Source organism: Micromonospora sp. CA-259024 (genome assembly GCF_050936255.1).
Taxonomy (GTDB): Bacteria; Actinomycetota; Actinomycetes; order Mycobacteriales; family Micromonosporaceae; genus Micromonospora.
In genome coordinates this window covers 1,639,093-1,659,779 of record NZ_JBNJND010000002.1, presented here as the reverse complement: position 1 = coordinate 1,659,779, position 20,687 = coordinate 1,639,093, and the positions used below count along the sequence as shown (strand labels likewise).

The 20,687-nt window shown below is 71.1% G+C and carries 23 protein-coding genes; 4 read left to right on the top strand and 19 right to left on the bottom strand.

The annotated features are described in order from the left end of the window. Positions 1-9: 9 nt before the first annotated feature. From ACQEUX_RS27210 to ACQEUX_RS27200, 3 genes are all read right to left on the bottom strand, one after another. Complete coding sequence (locus ACQEUX_RS27210) at positions 10-822, bottom strand: HAD family hydrolase (protein ID WP_433054112.1); 813 nt, start codon at positions 820-822, stop codon at positions 10-12. Next, positions 822-1,643 carry an HAD family hydrolase gene (locus ACQEUX_RS27205; RefSeq protein WP_433054109.1) on the bottom strand — a complete coding sequence of 274 codons (822 nt, stop codon included), beginning with the start codon at positions 1,641-1,643 and terminating at the stop codon, positions 822-824. Before ACQEUX_RS27205 ends, ACQEUX_RS27210 begins: the two co-directional genes overlap by 1 nt. Positions 1,644-1,903: 260 nt before the next feature. Then, positions 1,904-2,647 (bottom strand): hypothetical protein, encoded by a 744-nt coding sequence (locus tag ACQEUX_RS27200; protein WP_433054106.1) that lies wholly within the window; start codon positions 2,645-2,647, stop codon positions 1,904-1,906. A gap of 131 nt (positions 2,648-2,778) precedes the next feature. Here ACQEUX_RS27200 and ACQEUX_RS27195 point away from each other — a divergent pair, with 131 nt between their 5' ends. The 3 genes from ACQEUX_RS27195 to ACQEUX_RS27185 all read left to right on the top strand — a co-directional run bounded on the left by ACQEUX_RS27195 (position 2,779) and on the right by ACQEUX_RS27185 (position 4,537). Beyond that, entirely contained in the window at positions 2,779-3,210 is a 432-nt protein-coding gene (locus ACQEUX_RS27195) for an OsmC family protein (RefSeq protein ID WP_433054103.1), read from the top strand. Between the two features lie 144 nt (positions 3,211-3,354). Next, positions 3,355-3,702: a metallopeptidase family protein gene (locus ACQEUX_RS27190; protein WP_433057167.1), complete on the top strand. Its 348-nt coding sequence runs from the start codon at positions 3,355-3,357 to the stop codon at positions 3,700-3,702. A 112-nt stretch (positions 3,703-3,814) separates the two neighbouring features. After that, positions 3,815-4,537, top strand: coding sequence for an AIM24 family protein (locus tag ACQEUX_RS27185; protein ID WP_269681844.1), 723 nt, complete (start codon positions 3,815-3,817; stop codon positions 4,535-4,537). A gap of 46 nt (positions 4,538-4,583) precedes the next feature. Here the strand turns inward: ACQEUX_RS27185 and pheA are convergent, their stop codons facing one another. From pheA to ACQEUX_RS27160, 5 genes are all read right to left on the bottom strand, one after another. Next, positions 4,584-5,540, bottom strand: coding sequence for a prephenate dehydratase (pheA, locus tag ACQEUX_RS27180; protein ID WP_433054100.1), 957 nt, complete (start codon positions 5,538-5,540; stop codon positions 4,584-4,586). Between the two features lie 10 nt (positions 5,541-5,550). Beyond that, the gene (locus tag ACQEUX_RS27175; RefSeq protein WP_433054097.1) at positions 5,551-6,171 is read right to left on the bottom strand and encodes a hypothetical protein; all 621 of its coding nucleotides are present in this window, start codon (positions 6,169-6,171) and stop codon (positions 5,551-5,553) included. Between the two features lie 84 nt (positions 6,172-6,255). Beyond that, entirely contained in the window at positions 6,256-6,645 is a 390-nt protein-coding gene (locus tag ACQEUX_RS27170; RefSeq protein ID WP_433054094.1) for an ACT domain-containing protein, read from the bottom strand. 75 nt (positions 6,646-6,720) lie between these two features. Beyond that, the gene (locus tag ACQEUX_RS27165; RefSeq protein WP_433054091.1) at positions 6,721-7,179 is read right to left on the bottom strand and encodes a hypothetical protein; all 459 of its coding nucleotides are present in this window, start codon (positions 7,177-7,179) and stop codon (positions 6,721-6,723) included. Positions 7,180-7,347: 168 nt separating this feature from the next. Next, positions 7,348-8,085 (bottom strand): hypothetical protein, encoded by a 738-nt coding sequence (locus ACQEUX_RS27160; protein ID WP_433054089.1) that lies wholly within the window; start codon positions 8,083-8,085, stop codon positions 7,348-7,350. A 163-nt stretch (positions 8,086-8,248) separates the two neighbouring features. Here ACQEUX_RS27160 and ACQEUX_RS27155 point away from each other — a divergent pair, with 163 nt between their 5' ends. Further along, a complete protein-coding gene (locus tag ACQEUX_RS27155; RefSeq protein WP_433054086.1) occupies positions 8,249-9,472 on the top strand; it encodes an arginine deiminase in 1,224 nt (407 codons plus the stop codon). Between the two features lie 19 nt (positions 9,473-9,491). Here the strand turns inward: ACQEUX_RS27155 and ACQEUX_RS27150 are convergent, their stop codons facing one another. The 11 genes from ACQEUX_RS27150 to ACQEUX_RS27100 form a co-directional block, all read right to left on the bottom strand. Continuing rightward, positions 9,492-10,379, bottom strand: a complete 888-nt coding sequence (locus tag ACQEUX_RS27150; protein ID WP_433054083.1) for a DUF5926 family protein — start codon at positions 10,377-10,379, stop codon at positions 9,492-9,494. Positions 10,380-10,438: 59 nt separating this feature from the next. Continuing rightward, positions 10,439-10,855 carry an ATP-binding protein gene (locus ACQEUX_RS27145; RefSeq protein WP_433057165.1) on the bottom strand — a complete coding sequence of 139 codons (417 nt, stop codon included), beginning with the start codon at positions 10,853-10,855 and terminating at the stop codon, positions 10,439-10,441. Between the two features lie 78 nt (positions 10,856-10,933). Next, a complete protein-coding gene (locus tag ACQEUX_RS27140) occupies positions 10,934-12,388 on the bottom strand; it encodes a PAS domain-containing sensor histidine kinase (protein WP_433054080.1) in 1,455 nt (484 codons plus the stop codon). Positions 12,389-12,443: 55 nt separating this feature from the next. Then, positions 12,444-13,232: a glycerophosphodiester phosphodiesterase gene (locus tag ACQEUX_RS27135; protein WP_433054077.1), complete on the bottom strand. Its 789-nt coding sequence runs from the start codon at positions 13,230-13,232 to the stop codon at positions 12,444-12,446. Positions 13,233-13,241: 9 nt separating this feature from the next. Beyond that, a complete protein-coding gene (locus ACQEUX_RS27130) occupies positions 13,242-13,577 on the bottom strand; it encodes a rhodanese-like domain-containing protein (protein WP_433054074.1) in 336 nt (111 codons plus the stop codon). Between the two features lie 58 nt (positions 13,578-13,635). Then, entirely contained in the window at positions 13,636-14,598 is a 963-nt protein-coding gene (locus ACQEUX_RS27125) for an LCP family protein (RefSeq protein WP_433054071.1), read from the bottom strand. 196 nt (positions 14,599-14,794) lie between these two features. Beyond that, positions 14,795-16,060 (bottom strand): LCP family protein, encoded by a 1,266-nt coding sequence (locus ACQEUX_RS27120; RefSeq protein WP_433054069.1) that lies wholly within the window; start codon positions 16,058-16,060, stop codon positions 14,795-14,797. Positions 16,061-16,274: 214 nt separating this feature from the next. Further along, a complete protein-coding gene (locus ACQEUX_RS27115; RefSeq protein WP_433054066.1) occupies positions 16,275-17,501 on the bottom strand; it encodes an LCP family protein in 1,227 nt (408 codons plus the stop codon). Positions 17,502-17,577: 76 nt separating this feature from the next. Then, positions 17,578-18,555, bottom strand: a complete 978-nt coding sequence (locus tag ACQEUX_RS27110; RefSeq protein WP_433054063.1) for an NAD-dependent epimerase/dehydratase family protein — start codon at positions 18,553-18,555, stop codon at positions 17,578-17,580. Between the two features lie 90 nt (positions 18,556-18,645). Then, the gene (locus ACQEUX_RS27105; RefSeq protein ID WP_433054060.1) at positions 18,646-20,337 is read right to left on the bottom strand and encodes a solute symporter family protein; all 1,692 of its coding nucleotides are present in this window, start codon (positions 20,335-20,337) and stop codon (positions 18,646-18,648) included. Then, positions 20,315-20,680, bottom strand: coding sequence for a DUF485 domain-containing protein (locus tag ACQEUX_RS27100; RefSeq protein WP_433054057.1), 366 nt, complete (start codon positions 20,678-20,680; stop codon positions 20,315-20,317). The genes ACQEUX_RS27105 and ACQEUX_RS27100 overlap by 23 nt, the downstream gene beginning before the upstream one ends. Between the last annotated feature and the right edge of the window lie 7 nt (positions 20,681-20,687).

Below are 20,687 nucleotides of genomic sequence, written 5' to 3'. Positions count from 1 at the left end.
CGACCCCGCTCAGTCCACCCCGAAGACCTTCTCCAGGTACGCCGCCACGCCGTCCTCGGTGTTCGCCGTCGTCACCTCGTCGGCGACCGCCAGGACGGCGCGGTGCGCGTTGGCCACCGCCACGCCGCGCCCGGCCCAGGTCAGCATCGGCACGTCGTTGGGCATGTCGCCGAAAGCCAGCACATCTGCCGCCTGCACCCCGAGCCGGTCGCAGTACCAGGCCAGCCCGGCCGCCTTGGTCACCCCGGCCGCGGAGATCTCCACCAGACCGGACGACGACGAGTGCGTCGCCTCGGCCAGCCCGGCCACCGCAGCGGCGATCAGCGCGGCGAACGCGTCCGGGTCCTGCTCGCCGGCTCGGGCGAGCAGCTTCACCGCCGGCACCGAGAGCAGCTCCTCAGGCGTCTCGATCGGTCGGATACCGTCCGGGTCGACGTCCCAGCGCAGCGGGTAGTGCGCCTCGTGCCGCATCTCCCGGCTGTCCAGGATCTCCACGGCGAAACTGATGCCGGGCACCTCGGCGCGCAGCCTCCGGGCCACCTCGGCCAGGTGCTGCGGCGCGAGGGGGTCGGCCCGCAGCACCTCGTCGGAGAACGGGTCGTACACCACGGCGCCGTTGGCGCAGACAGCCGGCAGAGGCTTGGCCAGTTGGTCGTACACCATCTTGAGCCAGCGGACCGGACGGCCGGTGACCAGGACGACCGGCGTGCCGCGCGCGGAGATCCGCGCGAGCACGTCGGCGGTGCGTGGGCTGACCGTGCGATCGTCGCGGATCAGCGTGCCGTCGATGTCGGTGGCGATGAGCCGGGGTGTCTCTCCCATCACCGGGACAGTAGCCGGTCCAGATACACCGCCACCCCGTCGTCGTCGTTGCGCAGGGTCACCTCGTCGGCGGCGGCCCGGACGTCGGGGTGCGCGTTGGCGACCGCCACCCGCGACCAGCCGGCCCACTCGAACATCGGCAGGTCGTTGGGCATGTCGCCGAAGACCAGCACATCGGCCGGGTCGACCCCGAGGGTCTGCGCCACCACGGTCAGCCCGCTCGCCTTGTCCACCCCGGGCGGGCAGATCTCGATGAAGCCGAGCCCGGCCTGGGTGAGGGTGGCGACCTGCGGCGGGACGATCCGGCGAGCCACCGCCAGCAGTTCGTCCACGTGGTGGTCGGCGGTCCGGGCGAACGCCTTGATCACGTCGCAGGAGAGGCACTCCGCGCGGCTACGCGCCTCGAACCGGTCCTGGTAGGGCCAGCTCTCGTGGTAGTCACCCCAGAGCGGGGCGTCGTGCTCGTCGGACGCCTCGACCATCACGGTCAGCGGGCCGACCTCGGCCTCCAGGTCGGCGAGCAGTCGGGCCAGCACCTCGGCCGGCAACCGCTCGTCTCGGAGCACCACCGGGCCGGTCGGGTCGCTCTGGTCGACGACCCGTCCGCCGCCGGCCATCACCAGGAAATCGGCGGCACGGATGTCGTTGCGGGTCAACTCGGTCAGCCGAGGGCCGCGACCGGTCGCGCCGACCACCGGAATTCCGGCGGCCCGCACCCGGTCGAGCACCCCATGGGTGTACGCGGAGACGGTGTCGTCGCTGCGGACCAGCGTCCCGTCGAGGTCGGTCGCGATCAGCTTGGGCAGTCCCGGGCGGGTCATCGTTCCTCCTTCGCCCGCCGCCGTCGCACCTGCCGCGGTCAACGAAACCGAGACCCGGCGTGACGGCGGGCAGCAACCGTACCTCGCGGAACGGGTCGCAACCATGGCTTCCAGGCGAATCGGGCGCCAACGAGCGGCACCCGTGAGGTGTCCCCCCACCCCCGCGCGATCTTGCACTTTCGGTAGTCGTGATGCGTGGAATGCGAGTTATGTCAGGGCAGGAAGTGCAAGATCCGCGCTGAGGGCGGGCGCGGGGCAGCTCAGGACGGGGTTTCGGGGCGGGCGAACGGGGCCGCCGGGGTGACGGTCAGGTCGGCCGGCGCGGGCAGGCCGTCCTCCTCGACCGGGTCGCGGTCCCGGCGACGACGCCAGCTTCGGGTCGCCGACCCGTCCCCGGGCCGGTCGTCCTCCGATGGACCGGTCAGTGCGCCGGGCGCCGCGGCCGGGGCCAGCCGCAGAGCCGCGCCGAGCAGTACGCAGGCGGCGAACGCCATCACCAGCCCGCGTCCGTACTCGGCCCGGAAGCCGTCCTGAGGTGAGTAGAAGAAGTTTCGCTGACCAGGGTCGTTGAGGGTGGCCGTGGCGGCGACGAGCAGCGCCAACAGGGCGCCGGCCAGGGTGAGGCCGGCGAGCCGGGCGTTCGGCCGCACGGCCGCCGTGCCCCGCAGCGCCAGTGCCACGGTGCAGACGAGGCCGAGCAGCCCGACCAGGTAGCCGACCCCGAAGCCGCCGACCTCGGACACCCCGGCGGGCACCTCGATCGTGGCGTCCCCCTCGGGCCCGCCGTTCGGCAGGCTCATCACCAGCCACTCACCGACCAGCGAGGCGACCCCGGCCACCGCGCCCAGACCGGCGAGCAGCAGGGGCAGCCGAGGGTCCTGCGTGAAACCGGCCAGGGACCAGCCGAACCGGCGCCGCGGGGCCGGATCGGCGGCACCCCACTCGATCACGGCCGCGTCCTCGGACCGGTCGCCCTGCCGTGGGATTGGAAGCTCCTCGGACATCGGCCATCCTTCCGCCGGTCACGGACCTGAGTCGCATCATGGCACAGCCGGCTGATGGTGACCGGGATCGCAAGGCGGGCGTCCGTGGCGGTCGGTCGCTCGGCGGTCACCTTTCCGCTAGCGTTCTCCTCATGCCTATCCGTACCGCTTCAGCACAATGGCAGGGCAATCTCACCGAGGGCTCTGGCACCGTCCGCACCGGTAAGGGCGGCCTGTCGGGCAACTACTCCTTCAAGTCGCGCTTCGAGGAGGGCGAGGGCACCAATCCCGAGGAGCTGATCGCCGCCGCGCACGCCGGCTGCTTCTCGATGGCGTTCTCGAAGGCTCTCGCCGACGCTGGCTCGACGGCCACCTCGGTGGAGACCACCGCCAAGGTCCACCTCGACAAGACCGACGCCGGGATGACCGTGACCCGGATCGACCTGGAGACCGTCGGCCAGGTCCCGGGGATCGACGACGCGGAGTTCCAGAAGCTCGCCGAGGCCGCCAAGGCCAACTGCCCGATCTCCCGCCTGCTCTCGCCGGGCGCCGAGATCACCCTCAACGCCCGCCTGGCTTCCTGAGCCGGTCGACCCACACACCCGCGCGTCCACGGCCGGGGTTCCCGCCCGCCGGGCGGTCCTCTTCCGTGGGCGCGCGGACCGGTCGGCGGCCCATCGTGTCCGGGCGGGGCGCAGCCGGCGTCGGGCAGAATGGGTGAGATGCCGGTGGAGATGACCCGCGAGCGCTTCGAGGAGTTGGTCGGCGAAGCCCTCGACGAGGTGCCCGAGGAACTGCTCGGCCTGATGAACAACGTGGTGATCCTCGTCGAGGACGACCCGCCGCAGGGGGAGCCCGACCTGCTCGGCCTCTACGAAGGCCACGCCCTCACCACCCGCGGCTGGGACTATTCCGGCGTCCTGCCGGACCGGATCTTCATCTACCGGCACCCGATCCTGCGAATCTGCGACGACGACGACGATGTCGTCGATGAGGTCGCGGTGACCGTGGTGCACGAGATCGCCCACCACTTCGGCATCGACGACGAGCGGCTGCACGCACTGGGCTGGGGCTGAGCCCACTGGTCGGCGGCCGGATCGCGGCGCGCCGCTCGGCCGATGGCCCGTGGTTGCCCTGGTCGCCTACCGTCGGTGCAGCGACCGCAACCCTGTCAGGAGGCACCCTTTCATGCGCAGCGAGCTGTTCTCCTCGGAGAATCTGGAGAAGGAGTCCGCGCAGCCCGGCATGCGGCTGCAGAACTCCAAGATGTTGAAGATCGAGCTCAACGGCGAGGCGATGGCCCGGGTCGGGTCGATGGTCGCCTACCAGGGGAACGTGCAGTTCCAGGCGCTGGGCTCGGGCGGGCTCGGCAAGTTCCTCAAGCAGAAGCTCACCGGCGAGGGCGTCCCGCTGATGAAGGTCTCCGGCCAGGGGGACGTCTTCCTCGCCGAGCTGGCCAAGGACGTGCACATCATCGACCTGGAGCCGGGCGACGCCCTCTCCATCAACGGCTCCAGCGTGCTCGCCTTCGACTCGACCCTCCAGTACGACATCAGGATGGTCGGCGGTGCCGGCATGGCCTCCTCGTCCGGCCTGTTCAACTGCGTGTTCAGCGGCTACGGACGGATCGCCATCACCACCAAGGGCACCCCGGTCGTGCTCAACGTGGACGCGCCGACGTACGTCGACCCGCAGGCCGCGGTCTGCTGGTCGGCCAACCTCCAGACCGGGTACCACCGAGCCGAGCAGCTCGGCCTCGGCACTCTGCTGGGCCGCCGCACCGGTGAGTCGTTCACGATGAGCTTCGCCGGCCAGGGTTTCGTGGTGGTGCAGCCGTCCGAGGAGCCGCCGGTCATGGGCAGCGGTCAGCAGCAGCAGGAGGGCGGTCTGCTCGGCGGTCTGCTGAGCTGACCGCAGCGGTGCGGGCGCTCCCGGACCGCGGGGGCGCCTCGCCCGGTCAGGTCAACTCGCCGGTGCGCAGCCGGGCCAGCCAGGCCGCCGCGTCGGCGTAGTCGACATCGGACAGGCCCGCCGGTGCCGGGACCGGCCGCTCGCCCGCTGCCTCGGCCCATCGGTGCCGGGGATACGAGCCCAGGAAACGGACGTCGGCGCAGACCCGGCGGAGCCCCTGCAACGCCTCGCCCAGACGCACGTCGGCCACGTGCCCGGTGCAGTCCAGGAAGAAGACGTACCGGCCCAGCGCCTCGCCGGTCGGACGGGACTCGATCCGGGTCAGGTTGACCCCACGGACGGCCAGCTCCATCAGCACGGACAGCAGCGCGCCGACCCGGTCGTGGGCGATGTAGACCGCGAGCGACGTGAGGTCGTCGCCGGTCGGCGGCGGGGGCGGCCCGGGGCGGGACACCAGCGCGAAGCGGGTCACCGCGTCGGGATGGTCGGCGATCTTGTCGGCGAGTATCGCGAGCCGGTGCCGGGTCGCGCCGATCGGTGCGCAGATCGCCGCGTCGTACTCGCCCGCACCGGCCCCGGCGGCGGCCGCGCCGTTGGAGAGCACGTCGACCACCACGGAGTCGGGCAGGTGGTCGCGGAGCCAGCCCCGACACTGGGTCGACGCCTGCGGATGGGCCGCCACGGTGCGGATCGAGGTCAGCGAGGTGCCGGGCCGGGCACCGAGCACGAACTCCACCGGCAGGATCACCTCACGGGTGATCACCAACGGCTCGCCCTCGACCATCTCGTCCAGCGTGACGCCCACCGCGCCGCCGATCGAGTTTTCCAGTGGCACCAGCGCGGCGTCGGCGTCCCCGGCCCGGACGTTGTCCAGCGCCTCCCCCACACTGCGGGCAGGCGTACGGCTGCCGCGCTCGGCGGCGGGGACGGAACGCAGGGCCTGCTCGGCGAACGTGCCCTCCGGACCGAGATAGACGAAGCGGGTCGGCGGTGTTCCTGGCATGCCGATCAGCCTACGCACCCGGGCCGGTGGCCGGACCGGCGTCGCAGGCGAGGGCTCGGATCCCGGCCGGACCGGTGGCGCGTACCTCGATGGTGCAGACGTCTGTGCCGGCGGTGACCAGCGCCGGTGCGGTGGGCTGGCCCCGGGTGACCACCTGGAGTTCCTCGTGCCCGGTCACGTCCAGCACGGTGTACTGCCAGTCAGCGGCGCAGAGCGGCCCGGTGCGGACCTGGACCCGGACGTTGGCCGGGAGCACTCCTGCACGGCCGCGCAGCAGTTGCACCACCCGCTGCCCGGTCGGCCCGTTCCGGCAGGCGGTCGCGATCAGCCCGGCGTCCGGGGTGGGCGTGGCCGCGCCGAGCGGGGGTGCGGTGACCCGTGGGGGGACGGTGCTCGGGCCGGGAGTCGTCGGGGCTGCGGTGCGGGTGGGCACGGCAGTCGGCTCCCCGAGCCCCGGTGGGGCGCCGCAGCCGGCGAGCACCACGACGGTGAGCGCCGCGAGCGCCACCGGCCGGGTCCGGGCCAGGCTCCGTGCGGGGACGAGGCCGGGCACCGGGTCGCGGGTCGCCGGTGGGATGTGGGACATGGCGCGCGGTGGGGGAGACGCGCGGCGGGGCGGGGTGAACGGCACGGGCCGATCCTCGGGACATCGGAGAATTCGTCGCGGCCGGGGTGGCCGAGCCCATCGTAGGGTGAGCGGCCGGTTGGGTGAAGCTCAGCCGATGACGCGGTGCCCGGCGCGCTCCAGCGCGGCCCTGCCCTCGGTCAGCCGGACGGCCGGCACCAGCAGGTAGTCGGTGTCGAAGGTGGAGAACGTGACCACGCTGACCCGTGCCTCGGCGAGCGGGTCGACGAGCGCGGCCAGGCTTCCGGTGCCGGCCAACTCCACCGGGGCGATGACCCGTAGACAGCGCCACGCGGTCTCCACCACGGCCTGCGCCGGGGCCCGGTCGGTCGGGCAGATCACCGAGATCCCGTCCGCGGTCCAGCTCACCGTGACCACGTCGGCATCGCGCAGCCCGCTCGACAACGCGTACGGCAGGGTGGCGCCGGCGGCCAACCGGCACACTGCGTACTCCCCCGGCAGCAGAGCGATATCGAGCATGAGGGCACCTTACGGCCTTCACCCGGGTGGACCCCAGCAACGGCGCGTGCGGCGCGGGACACACTCCGCCGCAGGTCAGACCTCGGAGAAGAAGGTGAGTGAGCCGGCGACGGCGCCGTCGGTGAGCACCGGGGTGGAGATCGCGTCGACGGTCGCGTCGGAGCTGTTCGCCGAGGCGGCCTGAACCCGGAGCAGCCCGCGGGCGAGTCGACCGGAGGAGAGCGCCAGCAGGGGCGGGATCTTGTCGATCTCGGCCTCGGTCAGCTCGCCCCGGTTGGCGGTGAAATCGAGCAGGCGCAGCCCGCCGTCGAGCAGCGGTCGCCCGATCAGGCCACCCGGCTCGCCCAGGCCGAGCAGCTCACACCCGGCCGCGGAAATCGCGACCACCCGGGTGTCGGCGTCGATCAGCAGGCAGGGCTCATCGGCCCGGGAGACCGTCGAGGACCATTGGCCGACGTTGTCGGACTCCGGCTCTGTCGAGGCCCGCGCCGCCGGCACGAACGCTTCCGAGAGCGAAAGTTCGACGTGGGCCACCGCGCCTCCTATGTACACCGATCGACTGTCCACGCTAGCTGGTCGCCGACGGAATCACCGAGCGCACCGGGTCACCGGGCCCCACAGCCTGAACCGGGGCGGCCGGTGACGGCGCGGGAACCGGTGAGGTGAAGAGGGGACCGGAGCCGCGTGGCGTCGCCGGTGACGTTACCGGCGGTGGGCCGACTTGTCAGCGGCCGTTCGGCCCTCGTCATACCACCGGTAGTCACCAGTTGGACGGTACGTGCCGTTCAGCCAGGTGCCGGGGTGCTGCGCGACCCGGGAAAGCTTCTCGGCAGTGGCAGGGCTGATCCGGCTGCCGCCGGCCACGAGGAGCCGGTCCAGCTCCCGGTGGGTGGCCATCAGACAGTCCTTCGGAAGGCCGTAGACGCTGATCACGCCGGAGCCGACGAAGGTCAGCACCGGCGTCACCGGAACGGGCAGCCCCACCGCGTCGGAGAGGGCCTTGCTGGCCCGCTTGGCGTCCCGGCGGGACTCGGCCACGTACGGCGGCCGCTTGCCGTTGATCTGCACGACGTCCCCGGCGACGAGCACCCTGGCCCGACCGTGATCGGCGATGGTGACGGCGAAGAGCCCGCTCGGCCCGATGGCGAGGAACCCGGCGCGCTCGTCCTGACCGCGGTCGAGGACGTCGGTCACGTCGGTCCGCGGCCACTCGATGACATGCCAGGCAGGCCCGAGGTGGTCGAGTTGGCCCAGCGCCCGAGCCCCGGCCGCCTCCAGGCGGCGGGCACCCCGCTCGGCCCGACGACGGCGGGCCCATTCGAGCGGTGTCGGACGGACTGGTTCGAGAACCCCCGGCGACTCGACGCGGGGGTGTGGCACCGCGACGGGCGGCAGTGCCCGAGCGGACGGTACGGCTCGTCGTGCGGGAAAGACAGTCATCGCGACCTCCGGCAAAAGGTCCCTCGAAGTTATGTCCTCACTACCCTACGTTGCCACTACCGGTGTTCTGCAAGCCGGAACGCCGGAGTGACTGTGGATGAATGCCATATTCATCCACAGTTCTTTTCTCGGATGCCGCCAAACCCTGCCCTACGCTGCGGGAGTGACCCACTACGTCGACAGTGAAGTCGGCCGGCTCGGCACCGTCCTGCTGCACCGGCCCGGCCCCGAACTGGCCCGGCTCACCCCGCGCAACAACGACTCGCTCCTGTTCGACGCGATCCCCTGGGTCGGACGCGCCCAGGAGGAGCACGACGCGTTCGCCGCCGCCCTGCGCGAGCGCGGGGTCGAGGTGCTCTACCTGGCCATCCTGCTGGCCGAGACACTTGCCGTCGCGGACGCCCGTGCCGAACTCACCGAACAGGTGCTGCGCTCGCGCCGGCTCGGCGACACTTTGCGAGCCCGCGTCGCCGACCACCTCTCCTACCTGGACCCGGCCGCCCTGGCCGACGTGCTCACCGCCGGACTGGCACACGAGGAACTGCGGATCAGCTCGGAGCGCCCGGGCGGTCTGGTCTACACCCTGATGGACCGACACGAATTTGTCATCGATCCGTTGCCCAACCTGCTGTTCACCCGCGACTCGTCGCTGTGGATCGGCGATCGGGTCGGCGTCACCAGCCTGGCCATGCCGGCCCGCCGCCGGGAGACCACCCTGACCGATGCCATCTACCGCCACCACCCACGCTTCGCCGGCACCGAGTTCGTCTACCGTCCGAACCTCGAGCACCTGGAGGGTGGGGACGTGCTGCTGCTCGCGCCCGGGGTGCTGGCGGTCGGGGTGGGCGAGCGAACCACGCCGGCCGGTGCCGAACGCCTCGGTCGGCAGGTCTTCGCCGCCGGACTGGCCCACACCATCCTGGTGGTGCCGATCGCCCAGAAACGCGCCACCATGCACCTGGACACCGTCTGCACGATGGTCGACGTGGACGCCGTCCTGATGTACCCCAACATCGCGAGCACGCTGTCGGCGTACACGGTGATCGCCGGCGCGGACGGTGAGGACCCGAGGGTGGACGGGCCCGCGCCGTTCCTGCGGGCCGCCGCCGACGCGATGGACCTCGATCTGCTCCGGGTCATCGACACCGGGCTGGACCCGGTCACCGCGGAACGCGAGCAGTGGGACGACGGCAACAACACCCTCGCGCTGGCGCCCCGGCTCTGCGTTGGCTACGAGCGCAACACCGAGACCAACGCCCAACTGGAGCGGGCCGGCATCGAGGTGATCCCGATCGCCGGCTCCGAGCTGGGCTCCGGCCGGGGCGGGCCGCGCTGCATGTCCTGCCCGATCACCCGCGATCCCCTGCCAGGAAGGGCCGCCCGCTGACGAGGGGTCCTTCCTGCCGTCAGCGGAGAGTCAGCTGGCGGCCGAGCAGCCCCTGGCGGGCCCGGCGACCGGCGGCGTCGAGCGGGTCGGTGGCCGTGAGCGCCTCGGCGTACCGCTTGGCGAACTGCGCCACCGGCTCCTCCCACTCGGTCGCCGGAGTCTCCTCCGGCAGGTCCCAGACCGGCACCAGCCGACCGTGTGCGCGGAACATGCCGGCGAACCGGGTCTGGTCGCCGAGCGGCAGCGTGCCGGCCGCGCCGAGGCGGGCCAGTGCGTCCAGGGCGGCGTCCTCGTCGTCCGGCAGCACCCAGCGCACGTGTGCCTTCTCCGGGACCTGGCACCAGTACGCGGCCTTCGACGCACTCAGCCGCACCGTCGGGTAGATGGCCGCGTTCGCCCGCTCCAGCGACGCCTGGACGGTCGGATCGTCGGCGGCCCCGGGGTCGAGCCAGAACTCGAAACCGTCGTGCATGCTGATCTCCAGCGGCCCGTCCACCAGGATGTCCTGCAGGCGGGGGCCGGGGCCGGGCAGCGGTGGCACGGCCACCTGACCGCCCGGCTCGGTCCGCAGCGCGCAGAGCAACGCCTCGGCCAGGTCCCGGGAGACGTCACCGGACTGCTGGTGTCGCTGGAGACCGATGAGCACCCTGCCGTCCGGCTTGGTGATCGCCGGGGCGGCCATCGGGAGCACCGTGGCGAGCGTCGCCGACCGGTCACCGAACTCCTCGACCAGGGCCGGCGCCAGCCTCAGCGGCGCGGAGGCGGCGGGCACCAGCTCGCGCAGCGCGATCCACTCGGGCTCGTCGACCAGCCCGTCGAACGGACGCGGCACGAAGACGTCCCGCACCTTGTCTCGGCGGGGGGCGGTGTCGGCGGCGGTGCGCTGGCTCTTTCGACGCTTACTCACGGCGTCACAGCCTAGAGCCCCGACCGGCTCGCCGTGGGCGGGACCCGCCCGAGCCTCACTCAGCCCGCCGGCACCAGGTCGGGTCGGGGTGTGGGCGCCGGGTCGAACTCCGCCCAGACGCGCTGGCCCATGCCGTCTCGTTCGACACCCCAGCGGCTGGCCAGACCGGCGACGATGTGCAGCCCCCGCCCGTCCGCCGCGTCGGGGCTGGCCGTGCGGATCCGGGGCCTGGTGCTCGCGCCGCCGTCGGTGACCCGCAGCTGGATCCGTGGACCCTCGGCCGAGGCCCGCATCCGCCAGGCCACCCGAACCACCCCGCCGGGTAGCGGTCGCGCGTGCCGCACCGCGTTGCCCACCAGCTCCGCGAGCACCGCGATCAGATCCGCGAGGAGCGTCGGGGGTACGACGTCCGCCAGCTCACCGGCGAGCCGGTGCCGGGCCAGCCGTGCCCCGGCCGGGTGGTGGGGAACCACCACGCACCACGCCCGTTCCCTCGCTGCCGCTGCCGCTGCCGCTGCCGCTGCCACCGTCGCCTCCACGTCGCGCCACCTCGGTCAACCGCGCGGTAGCCGCACCTCTGCGACCGTACCGCCGCCGGTCCTTGGACGTAGGGATACCCATCCATTCTGCTGTTCAACGATTCGGCGGACGAGATAGAGGCCCAGCCCCGCCCCCGGGTAGCCGCGCCGGTCGCCGGACTCGCCCTGCCAGAACCGGTCGAACGCCCGCTCCACGTGCTCCGGTCGGATGCCGATGCCCCGGTCGCTGACCCGGAACGCCACCAGTTGACCGTCGACCGAGGCGGTGACGTCGATCGGGGAACCCGGTGGCGAGTACTTGCAGGCGTTGGTCGTCAACTCGGTCAGCACGGTGGCGAGGCTGGGCCGGTGGCCGAGTGCCTTGGGTAGGTCGGCCGGAAGGTGGAGCGCCAGCCGGCGACGCACCTCCGTCGGCAGGTCCACGACGGCGGACCGCAGCGCCTCGCCGAGGTCGAACGGGGTGGGCGGGTCGTCTCCCGGCCCCGCCTCGGCCGCTGAGGAGAGGAGTCGGTCGACCAAGCGGGCCAACTCGTTGGCGCGTTGCCCGATCACCCGGGCAGCCTGCCGTCGGTCGACGTCGGTCAGCGACTCCCAGTGGTCGGTGAGCGTGTCCGCGTATCCCTTGATCACGGTGACCGGGGTACGCAGCTCGTGGCTGGTCACCGCGACGAACAGCTCCCGGTCGTGGTCGCGGCGCTGCTGGTCGGTGATGTCGCGGAAGGTGACCACCCGCAACGTGCCCGGGCCGGGCAACTCTCCGGAGGTGATCCGCAGCCAGCGGCCGTCCGGCATCCGGTGGTCCCGTACCTGGCCCGAGGGCGGCAGCGGGAACGGCAACGGGCGGCTCAGCGCCTGCTCGACCGACCGGCCGGTGACCTGGGCGGCGGCCGGGTTCCAGAGTCGGACGTGCCCGTCCCGGTCGACGACGGCCAACCCGTCGGCGAGTGCCGCCACCACCGGGCCGTCGCCGTGCACCGGCAGGCCGCTCTGGTCGCCGTACATGTGCCCGACACAGGACGCGAGATAGGCGACCACGCCCCGCTGCTCGGCGCCCGGCTCGTCATCGCCCGAATAGAGCGCGTGCAGGCTGCCGACGGTGTGGCCGCCGATCTCGGCCCGGGAGACCACCATCCGGCGCAGGCCGCTGCCGGCCAGTTCGCCGGCCAGCTTGCCGTTGAGGTGGCCCACCCGGACCTGGCGCACCCGTGGCCCGGAGAGCAGGCAGACGGTGTCCGGGTCGTCGGCCGCCAGCGGACGGCCGAGGGCCCACTCCGCCGCGCCGGTCGCCGCGATCACGCGACCGCCGGTAGGACCGAACTCGACGAACGCCATACCGGTCGCCCCGAGTGCCGGCTGGGCCACCCGGAGCAGTTGGGTGAGGACCGGCAGGCCCGCGTCCCCAGAGTTGATCATTTCGATCACGACGGTGTGGCCGGCGATGAGAGCGGGGAAATCGATACGCTCCGGCATGTGCCGAGTCTGCCCCGCCGACCCGGTTTTGGGCACCCCCGCCCGGCCGTCGCGGTCAGCGGTCCAGCCGGGCCAGGGTGTGCGCCGGCCGGTCGGTGATGATGCCGTCCGCCCCGGTGGCCAGCACCAGCTCCAGGTCGGCCGGCTCGTTGACCGTCCAGACGTACACCTGGTTGCCGGCCGCGCGTAGTGCGGGCAGCAACTGCGGGCGGGCCCGGACCAGGCCGATGCCCGGCCCCGCGATGCGGGTGCCGAACGGCAGCCGCCCCAACCGCAGCCAGCGCGGCAGCACCTCCAGCAACAGCACGGTGGGCAGCGTCGGAGCGAGTTCGCGGACCCGGCGGACCGCCAGCGGGGAGAACGACATGACGGTGACCTGCACCGGGTCGTCCGGTGCCGGATCGGCCAGTCCGTACCGGCGCAGCAGGCTGACCAGTCGCCGTTCCACGTTCGAGCCGTAGCGGGACGGGTGCTTCGTCTCCACCAGCAGCCGGACCGGCCGGCCGGCGGCGAGCACCGCGTCCAGCAGTCGGGCCAGGGTCAGCAGCCGGGTGTGCGACTCGTCCGGCGGTATGTCGCCGTTCGGCGCGCTGCCCGGATGCCACGAGCCGAAGTCCAGCGCATCCAGTTCGGCGAGCGTCCGCGCGCTGACCAGACCGCGACCGTTGCTGGTGCGATCGAGTCGTCGGTCGTGCACGCAGACCAGATGACCGTCCCGGGTCAGCCGGACGTCGCACTCCAAGCCGTCCGCGCCCTCGTCGAGAGCGCGCAGGTACGCGGCGAGGGTGTGCTCGGGAAGGTCGTACGAGGCACCGCGGTGCGCGAAGACCAGTGGCCCGCCCATCCCGGCGCCTCAGATGACCTGGCCGGGCTGCCCGTTCGCGTCGACCACCGGGCGGCCGACCGCGGCCCACTGGCGCATCCCGCCGTCGGCGTTACGCACCCGCTCCCAGCCGTTGTTGACCAGGTAGGCGACGACCTGGGCGGAACGTCCGCCGGAGCGGCAGACGACCGCCACGTCCCGGTCGGTGGGCACCTCGGCGAGCCGGGCCGGCAGCTCCATCATCGGCAGGTGGTGGGCATTGGGTGCATGGCCGGCCGACCACTCGTCGTCCTCCCGCACATCCAGCAGGTAGGTCTCGTCGGCGATCTCGGTCACGGGCACGGTGGGAACCTGGGGTCCGAACACAGGAAGCAACACTAGATCCTCATGGACCAGTTCGGCACCGACCCGGCCGTCGAAACCGTCACAACCGGGTCACCCAGCGGGGGTTGGCCTGCGCCCACGCCGGCACCTGTGTGCCGCGAACCGCCTGGAAGAGCCCGTTGCCCCCGTTGTCCAGCACCACGTACGAGACCTCGTCGATCGTCTGTGGGGAAGACGGCACCTGGACGCCGCGCATCCCGTCGGGCGGCAGCGCGCGCAGCGCGAGGAGCAGGTCCTCCAGGGGTACGCCGTTGGTGTCGACGGTCAACGAGCCACCCACCGCCCGGAGCACCTGATCCAGTTTGACCGGGTTGCTGCGCAGGTCCGCCTTGCCGGCACTGTCCAGCATCGCCCGGAGCAACTGCTGCTGGTGGTGCTGTCGGTCGTAGTCGCCGCCGGGCAGGTCGTAGCGCTGTCGTACGTAGTCCAGCGCCTGCGCCCCGTCCATCTGCTGACATCCGGTGGGGAAGACCCGGTTGGTGTGGATCGACCGGACCTCCGTGTCCACGCACATCTCCACTCCGCCGAGCAGGTCGATGACCTTGCGGAAGCCGGAGAAGTCGATCAGCGCGGCACCGTCGAACCGGATTCCGGTGAGCCGGTTCAGGGTGGCGGAGAGCAGTTGGGCCCCGGCCTGCCCGCCGCCACCGTGCTCGTACGCCGCATTGATCTTGTCTTGACCGCCGCCGAAGCCGTTCCCGGGCGGGATGGCGACCAGGAGGTCACGCGGGATGGAGACCAGGTAGGCCTCCCGCTGCCCGGCGGGCACGTGCACGATGAGGATGGTGTCCGAGCGTTGGTCCGGCCCGGTGTCGCCCGGTCGTCGGTCGGAGCCGACCAGGAGATAGTTGAGGGGCCCGTCCAGGTCGGTCCGCTCGGTGCGGGCGTCGGCGTCGAGCAGTTGCTCCTTGGTCACTGTGCGGTCGTACCGGTGGGTGAGCGTCTTGAGCCCGACCATGGCGAGCCCGGCCAGCAGGACGAGGGCCAGGCCGAGGCCGAGCATGATCCGTGACCCACGGGCGCGGCGTGGTCGGGCGGATGGGGCCGCTGCGGCCCGGCCCGCCGAGTTCCGTCCCCACCTGGACGTGACCGCCTCCCCGCAGCCGACACGTGAAACCTACCCACGTCAGGCTACGGGTAGTGACGGCGTCGTCACCGGCTTTCCGGGACTCCCGACCGCCGTGCGGGAACGCTCGTCCCTACTTGCGGGTGGAGATCACCTCGGGGTGGGTGAAGACGAACTCGGCGAGCTTGTCCTGCTTGACTGCCCGGAACATCGCCAGCGTCTCTTCGTTCAAGCCCTCGGTGTTGTTGCCGTTGGCGTTGAAGGTGCCGTTGTTGGTCTTGAGCATGGTCAGCTCGTTGGCGGTCACCCCGCGCATGGTGAAGATGAATTTCTCGATCGCCACGCCGCCGGTGTCCAGCACGAACGCCTTGCCCGCCGCCTTGATCAGCTGATTCAGCTTCGCCGGGTTGGTCAAACTCCCGCCATCGGTGGCCTTCTTGGCCATCGCCTTGATCAGTTGCTGCTGGTTCGCCTGCCGGTCGTAGTCGCCGTTGCGGAGGGATTTGCGCTGCCGGGAGTAGTCGAGTGCCGCCCAGCCCTCCATCTCCTGGCAGCCCTTCTTGTGCACCACCGGGGTCCTCGGCTTGCCGGTCTTCTTGGCGTCGGCGTTCCACATCGGCTTGCCGTCGACGTACGACATGTGCAGCGACTTGACCTCCTGGCTGACGCAGATCCGCACCGTGCCCAGGGTGTCGATGACGTTCTTGAAGCCACCGAAGTTGATGATCGCCGCGCCGTCGAAGCTGATCCCGGTGAGCCGCTTGATCGTCTGCGCCATCAGTTGGGCGCCACCCTCCCAGCCGCCGCCGTTGGCGGCACCGGCCTGGAACGCGGCATTGATCTTCGCGGTGCCGCCGGCGAAGCCGCTCTTCGGGAACGCCGGGATCTGCGCCTCGGTGTCCCGGGGGATCGAGATCAGGTACGCCTGGTCGTGCGAGGCCGGGATGTGCAGGATGATGATGCTGTCCGAGCGGACGTCGTCGGCGGCCCAGCGCTCCCGCGCGTCCACGCCGAGCAGCAGCATGTCGATCGGGCCGTCCAGGTTCGCACCGCCCTCGGCGTCGGACTTGCCGGCCTCACCCAGCAGGTTGCGCTGAGCGATGTCACCGGTCGCCTGGCCGATCAGCACCTTGCTGCCGACGATGGCCACCCCGCTGCTGAGCATCAGGACCGCCCCGAACACCACGGTCAGCCGGGCCCAGAGGGGATCCTTGCGCTTGGTCCGCTTCTTCGCCGACCCGCCGCCGCCACCCGCGCGGCCCTCGTCGCCGCTGCCGGGCGGTCGGGCGCCCGGCCCGCCGCCCGAGGGGCGCGGCTGTGCGGGTATGGCCGCGGCGACCCGGCCGCTGGAAGCGGCGGATCCGGGGGACGAAGGGCGACGACTGGCCTGAACCGGCATGCGTGCTCCAGCTCGTGATCAGGAGGGGGCGGCACCACTGTACGTACATCAAATCGACTTGGCGAGTTCATCCCGGGTCAATCCGGACGTCGATTTTATCGGGTTCGAACGATCGTCGCCGCTCGATGACCCGAACGGTGGGGTGGCCGTCGGCCCGCCGGCCGCCGTACCGCCAGGCACCCGCCCTACCCGCCAGGCCACCCGCCCAGGACGGTCAGCCGCCGTCGTTGCTCTTCGGCGGGTTGGCCTTGACCCAGTCCGCCATGGTGTCCGCCGACATGGCCTGGTACATGGCGAGCGCCTTCTCCCGGTCCGACACAACCACCGACTCGCCGTTGATCGTCTCGCTGCCCGAGTTCGGGCTGGTCACGAAGATGAGGTTCTGGCCGCGCAGATTGCGGAACTGTAGCGCCATGTCTGTAACCGAGAAACCCTGGTCGACGGTTACGGCTGCGGTCACCGACTGGAGGAAGTCGTTGAGCTTCTTCGGATTCGCCAGGGTTCCGGTGCTCGCCGCCTTGTCCATCAGTGCCCGGAGGAACTCCTGCTGGTGCCGCATCCGGGCGAAGTCCCCGTCCGGGAACTGCTTGCGCTGCCGGATCCAGTCCAGCGCCTCCGCGCCGTCCATGTGGTTGGTGCCCTTGGTGAACGTCCGGTACGGCTTGTGGATCGAGGTGATGGTTCGCTCCACCTTCAGGTCCACCCCGCCGAGGGCGTCGGTGACCTCCTTGAAACCGCCGAAGTCGATCGCCATCACGTGATCGATCCGAACGTCGGTGAAGCACTCCACGGTGCGCACCGCCAGCGGCAGCCCACCGAACGCGAACGCCGCGTTGATTTTCGCGCGCTGGCCGGAGCCGCAGTCCGCGCCCGCGCTCTCCGGGATCGGTACGTAGAGGTCACGGGGGATGGAGACCAGGTACGCCTCCTGGTGGTCGGCGGGAATGTGCATCACGATGATCGTGTCGGCACGCCACTGACTCTTGGTGTCGACCGGCGCGTCCGGGTCCCGAGAGTCGCTGCCGACCAGCAGGATGTTCAGCGCGCCGTCGACCGGTTTGACCGGCCGCCCGCCGGTGATCTCCGCAAACGGGTCGGTGCGGGCCAGGTCGCCGTTCAGGTTGCGGGCGTACAGCCAGGCGCCCACGCTGCCGAGCAGCGCCAGCACCAGCACCGCCATCCCCGCCACGAGGGCGATCCGACCCCAGCGCGGCCGTGGGCCACGCCGCCCTGGCCGGCCGGTGCCACCCGGCCCGCCGGGCCCCCTCGGCCCCGCCGGGCCGCCCGGCCCGGGCTGCTCCTCGTCGTACGACGGGTAGAAGCGCGCCTCGGTCGGACGGGCACGCCCGGACGCGCCCCGATCGGGGCCGGGCACCGCGGCGCGCCCGGCGCTGCGGTGCAGGAACGGATGCGGGACGCCGGCAGACGAAGTCGCGGACATGTCACTCAGGGTACGTAGCGGGAGCCACCGCCGCCTTCAGGCGACACTCAGCGACAGGCGGTGCGCAGTGAACCGGTTACCCTAGCCGGGCCCGGAAGTGCTCGATCGTGCGTCGGAGGCCATCTTCGGGCGCGACGGTCGGCTCATATCCGAGCAGTTCACGGGCGAGCGTGAGATCGGGGCGGCGCATCTCCGGGTCGTCCGAGCTGCGGGTGACGTAGGTCACCTTCGAGCTGCTTCCGGAGAGCGACACGATCAACTCGGCGAGTTGCCGCATGGACAACTCGTGCTCGGTGCCGCAGTTGACCGGGCCCGTCTCGGTCGAGTCGAGCAGCAGCAGGATTCCCCGCACCAGGTCCTCGACGAAGCAGATGGACCGGGTCTGATTGCCGGTGCCGTGCACGGTGATCGGCTCGCCGCGCAACGCCTGGGAGATGAAGGTGGGGATGGCGCGGCCGTCGTCCGGGCGCATCCGCGGGCCGTACGTGTTGAAGATCCGGACGATCGCCGCGTCGAGCCCGCGGTAGCGGTGGTACGCCATCGTCGCGGCCTCGGAGAAACGCTTCGCCTCGTCGTAGACGCTGCGGACCCCGATCGGGTTGACGTTGCCCCAGTAGGTCTCGCGTTGCGGGTGCTCCTTCGGATCCCCGTACGCCTCCGAGGTGGAGGCCATCAGGAACCGGGCGCCGTCGGCGGCCGCGCGCTCCAACAGGTGCAGGGTGCCCACCGAGCCGACCCGGAGGATCTCCACCGGCAGGTGGGCGAAATCGGTGGGGCTGGCCGGCGACGCCATGTGCAGGATCGCGTCGAACCGCTCGGCCAGCGCCGGGTGGTGGGTTGGCAGGCCGTCGGAGATGTCCGCTTCGACGAGAGTGAAGGTTGGCCGATCCAGCAGGTGGGCGACATTCTCCTTGGAGCCGGTCACGAAGTTGTCCAGCGCCACCACCGTGCAACCCCGAGCGATCAGGACGTCCACCAGGTGCGACGGGACGAAACCAGCTCCCCCGGTGACGAGGACGCGGTGACCGGAACCGAAGCGCTCAGCAACCTTCATACCGTTCAGCCTACCGACCCCCTTTTGTGAGGCAGGGCCCCCTGTTGACGTCTGGCGTCGTACAGGGGGCCCGTCTTGACGAAGTGCCCGTCAGTGGGCGCCGGCGCCGGTCAGGGCGCGGACCTCCAACTCGGCGTACTTGTCCTCGTCGTGCTCCTTGGAGATGACGGTGCCGATCCACCCGCACAGGAAACCGAACGGGATGGAGAGGATGCCCGGGTTGGACAGCGGGAACCACTGCCAGTCGTGATTCGGGAACATCGAGGTCGCCGCACCGGACACCACTGGCGAGAAGAACACCAGCAGTACGGCCGAGAGCAGACCGCCGTAGATCGCCCACACCGCGCCGGAGGTGTTGAACCGCCGCCAGAAGAGGCTGTAGAGGATCGCCGGCAGGTTGCCCGAAGCGGCGACCGCGAAGGCCAGCGCCACGAGGAACGCCACGTTGAGGTTCTGCGCGTAGATCGACAGGGCGATCGACACCGCGCCGATTACCAGGGCGGAGATCCGGGCGACCCGCACCTCCTGCCGTTCCGACGCCTCGCCTCTCTTGATGACGTTCGCGTAGAAGTCGTGCGCCAGGCTGGAGGAGGAGGCCAGGGTCAACCCTGCGACCACCGCCAGGATGGTGGCGAAGGCGACCGCTGCGATGATCGCCAGCAGGGCCGCCCCTCCCAGGTCGCCGCCGAAGAAGTCGATGCCGAGTGCCTCGGCCAGTTGTGGCGCGGCGGTGTTGCCGGCCTTGTCCTGCGCGGTGATCGCCTCACTGCCGACCAGCGCCGCCGCACCGAAGCCGAGGGCCAGGGTGAGCAGGTAGAAGGTGCCGATGATGCCGATCGCCCAGAGCACGCTCTTACGGGCCGCCTTCGCGGTCGGCACCGTGTAGAAGCGGATCAGGATGTGCGGCAGGCCGGCGGTGCCGAGCACCAGAGCGATGCCCAGGGACAGCAGGTCGACCTTGTTGTAGAAGGTCTGTGTCGCGTTGCCGGCGACCTCGACGCCGTACCGCAACCCTGGTTCGAGGAACGCGCTGCCCTTGCCGGACGAGGCGGCGGCGTCGCCGAGCAGCGACGACAGGTTGAACTTGTACTTCGCCAGCACCAGCAGCGTCATCAACAGCGCGCCGCCCATCAGCAGGAACGCCTTGACGATCTGCACGTAGGTGGTGCCCTTCATGCCGCCTACGGTGACGTAGACGATCATCAGGGCGCCGACCATGATGATGGTGGCCACCTTGGCGGTGGACGCGTCCATACCGAGGAAGGTCGTCCCCGGCCGGATGCCGAGCAGCAGCGCGACCAGCGCGCCGGCGCCCACCATCTGCGCCAGCAGGTAGAAGATCGACACCGTGATGGTGGAGACCGCCGCCGCCGTACGCACCGGACGCTGACGCATCCGGAAGGCCAGCACGTCGGCCATCGTGTACCGGCCCGAGTTGCGCAGCAGCTCCGCGACGAGCAGCAGGGCCACCAGCCAGGCGACCAGGAAGCCGATCGAGTAGAGGAAGCCGTCGTAGCCGTAGAGCGCGATGATGCCGGCGATGCCGAGGAACGAGGCGGCCGACATGTAGTCGCCGCCGATCGCCATGCCGTTCTGGAAGCCGGAGAAGGACCGGCCGCCCGCGTAGAAGTCGGTCGCCGTCTTGGTCTGCCGGCTGGCCCAGATGGTGATGGCCAGGGTCACCGCCACGAAGACCAGGAAGAGTGTGATGGTCAGGTTGCGGGCGGTGTGGTTGCCCGCCTCAGCCGCGAGGAACGTCTCAACCGCGTGGACCGTGCTCATGGGTCACCTCCCCGATCTCGGCGCGGATCCGGTCAGCGATGGGGTCGATCTTCCGGTCCGCGTACCGGGAGTAGAGCCAGGCGATCAGGAACGTGGAGACGAACTGGAGCAGGCCGAAGACCAGCGCGACGTTGATGTTGCTGCCGAACAGCTTCGTGCCCATGAAGTCCCGGGCGTACGCGGAGAGAATGACGTAGAGCGCGTACCACAGGAAGAACGCGACGGTCATCGGGAAGACGAAGCCGCGCAGCGCACGCCGCAGCCCGGCGAACTCGTCCGACCGTTGTACGGCCAGGTACTTGTCCGACTGGGAAGCGGCCGGAGCGGGTGTGTCCGTGGACATCTGTGGA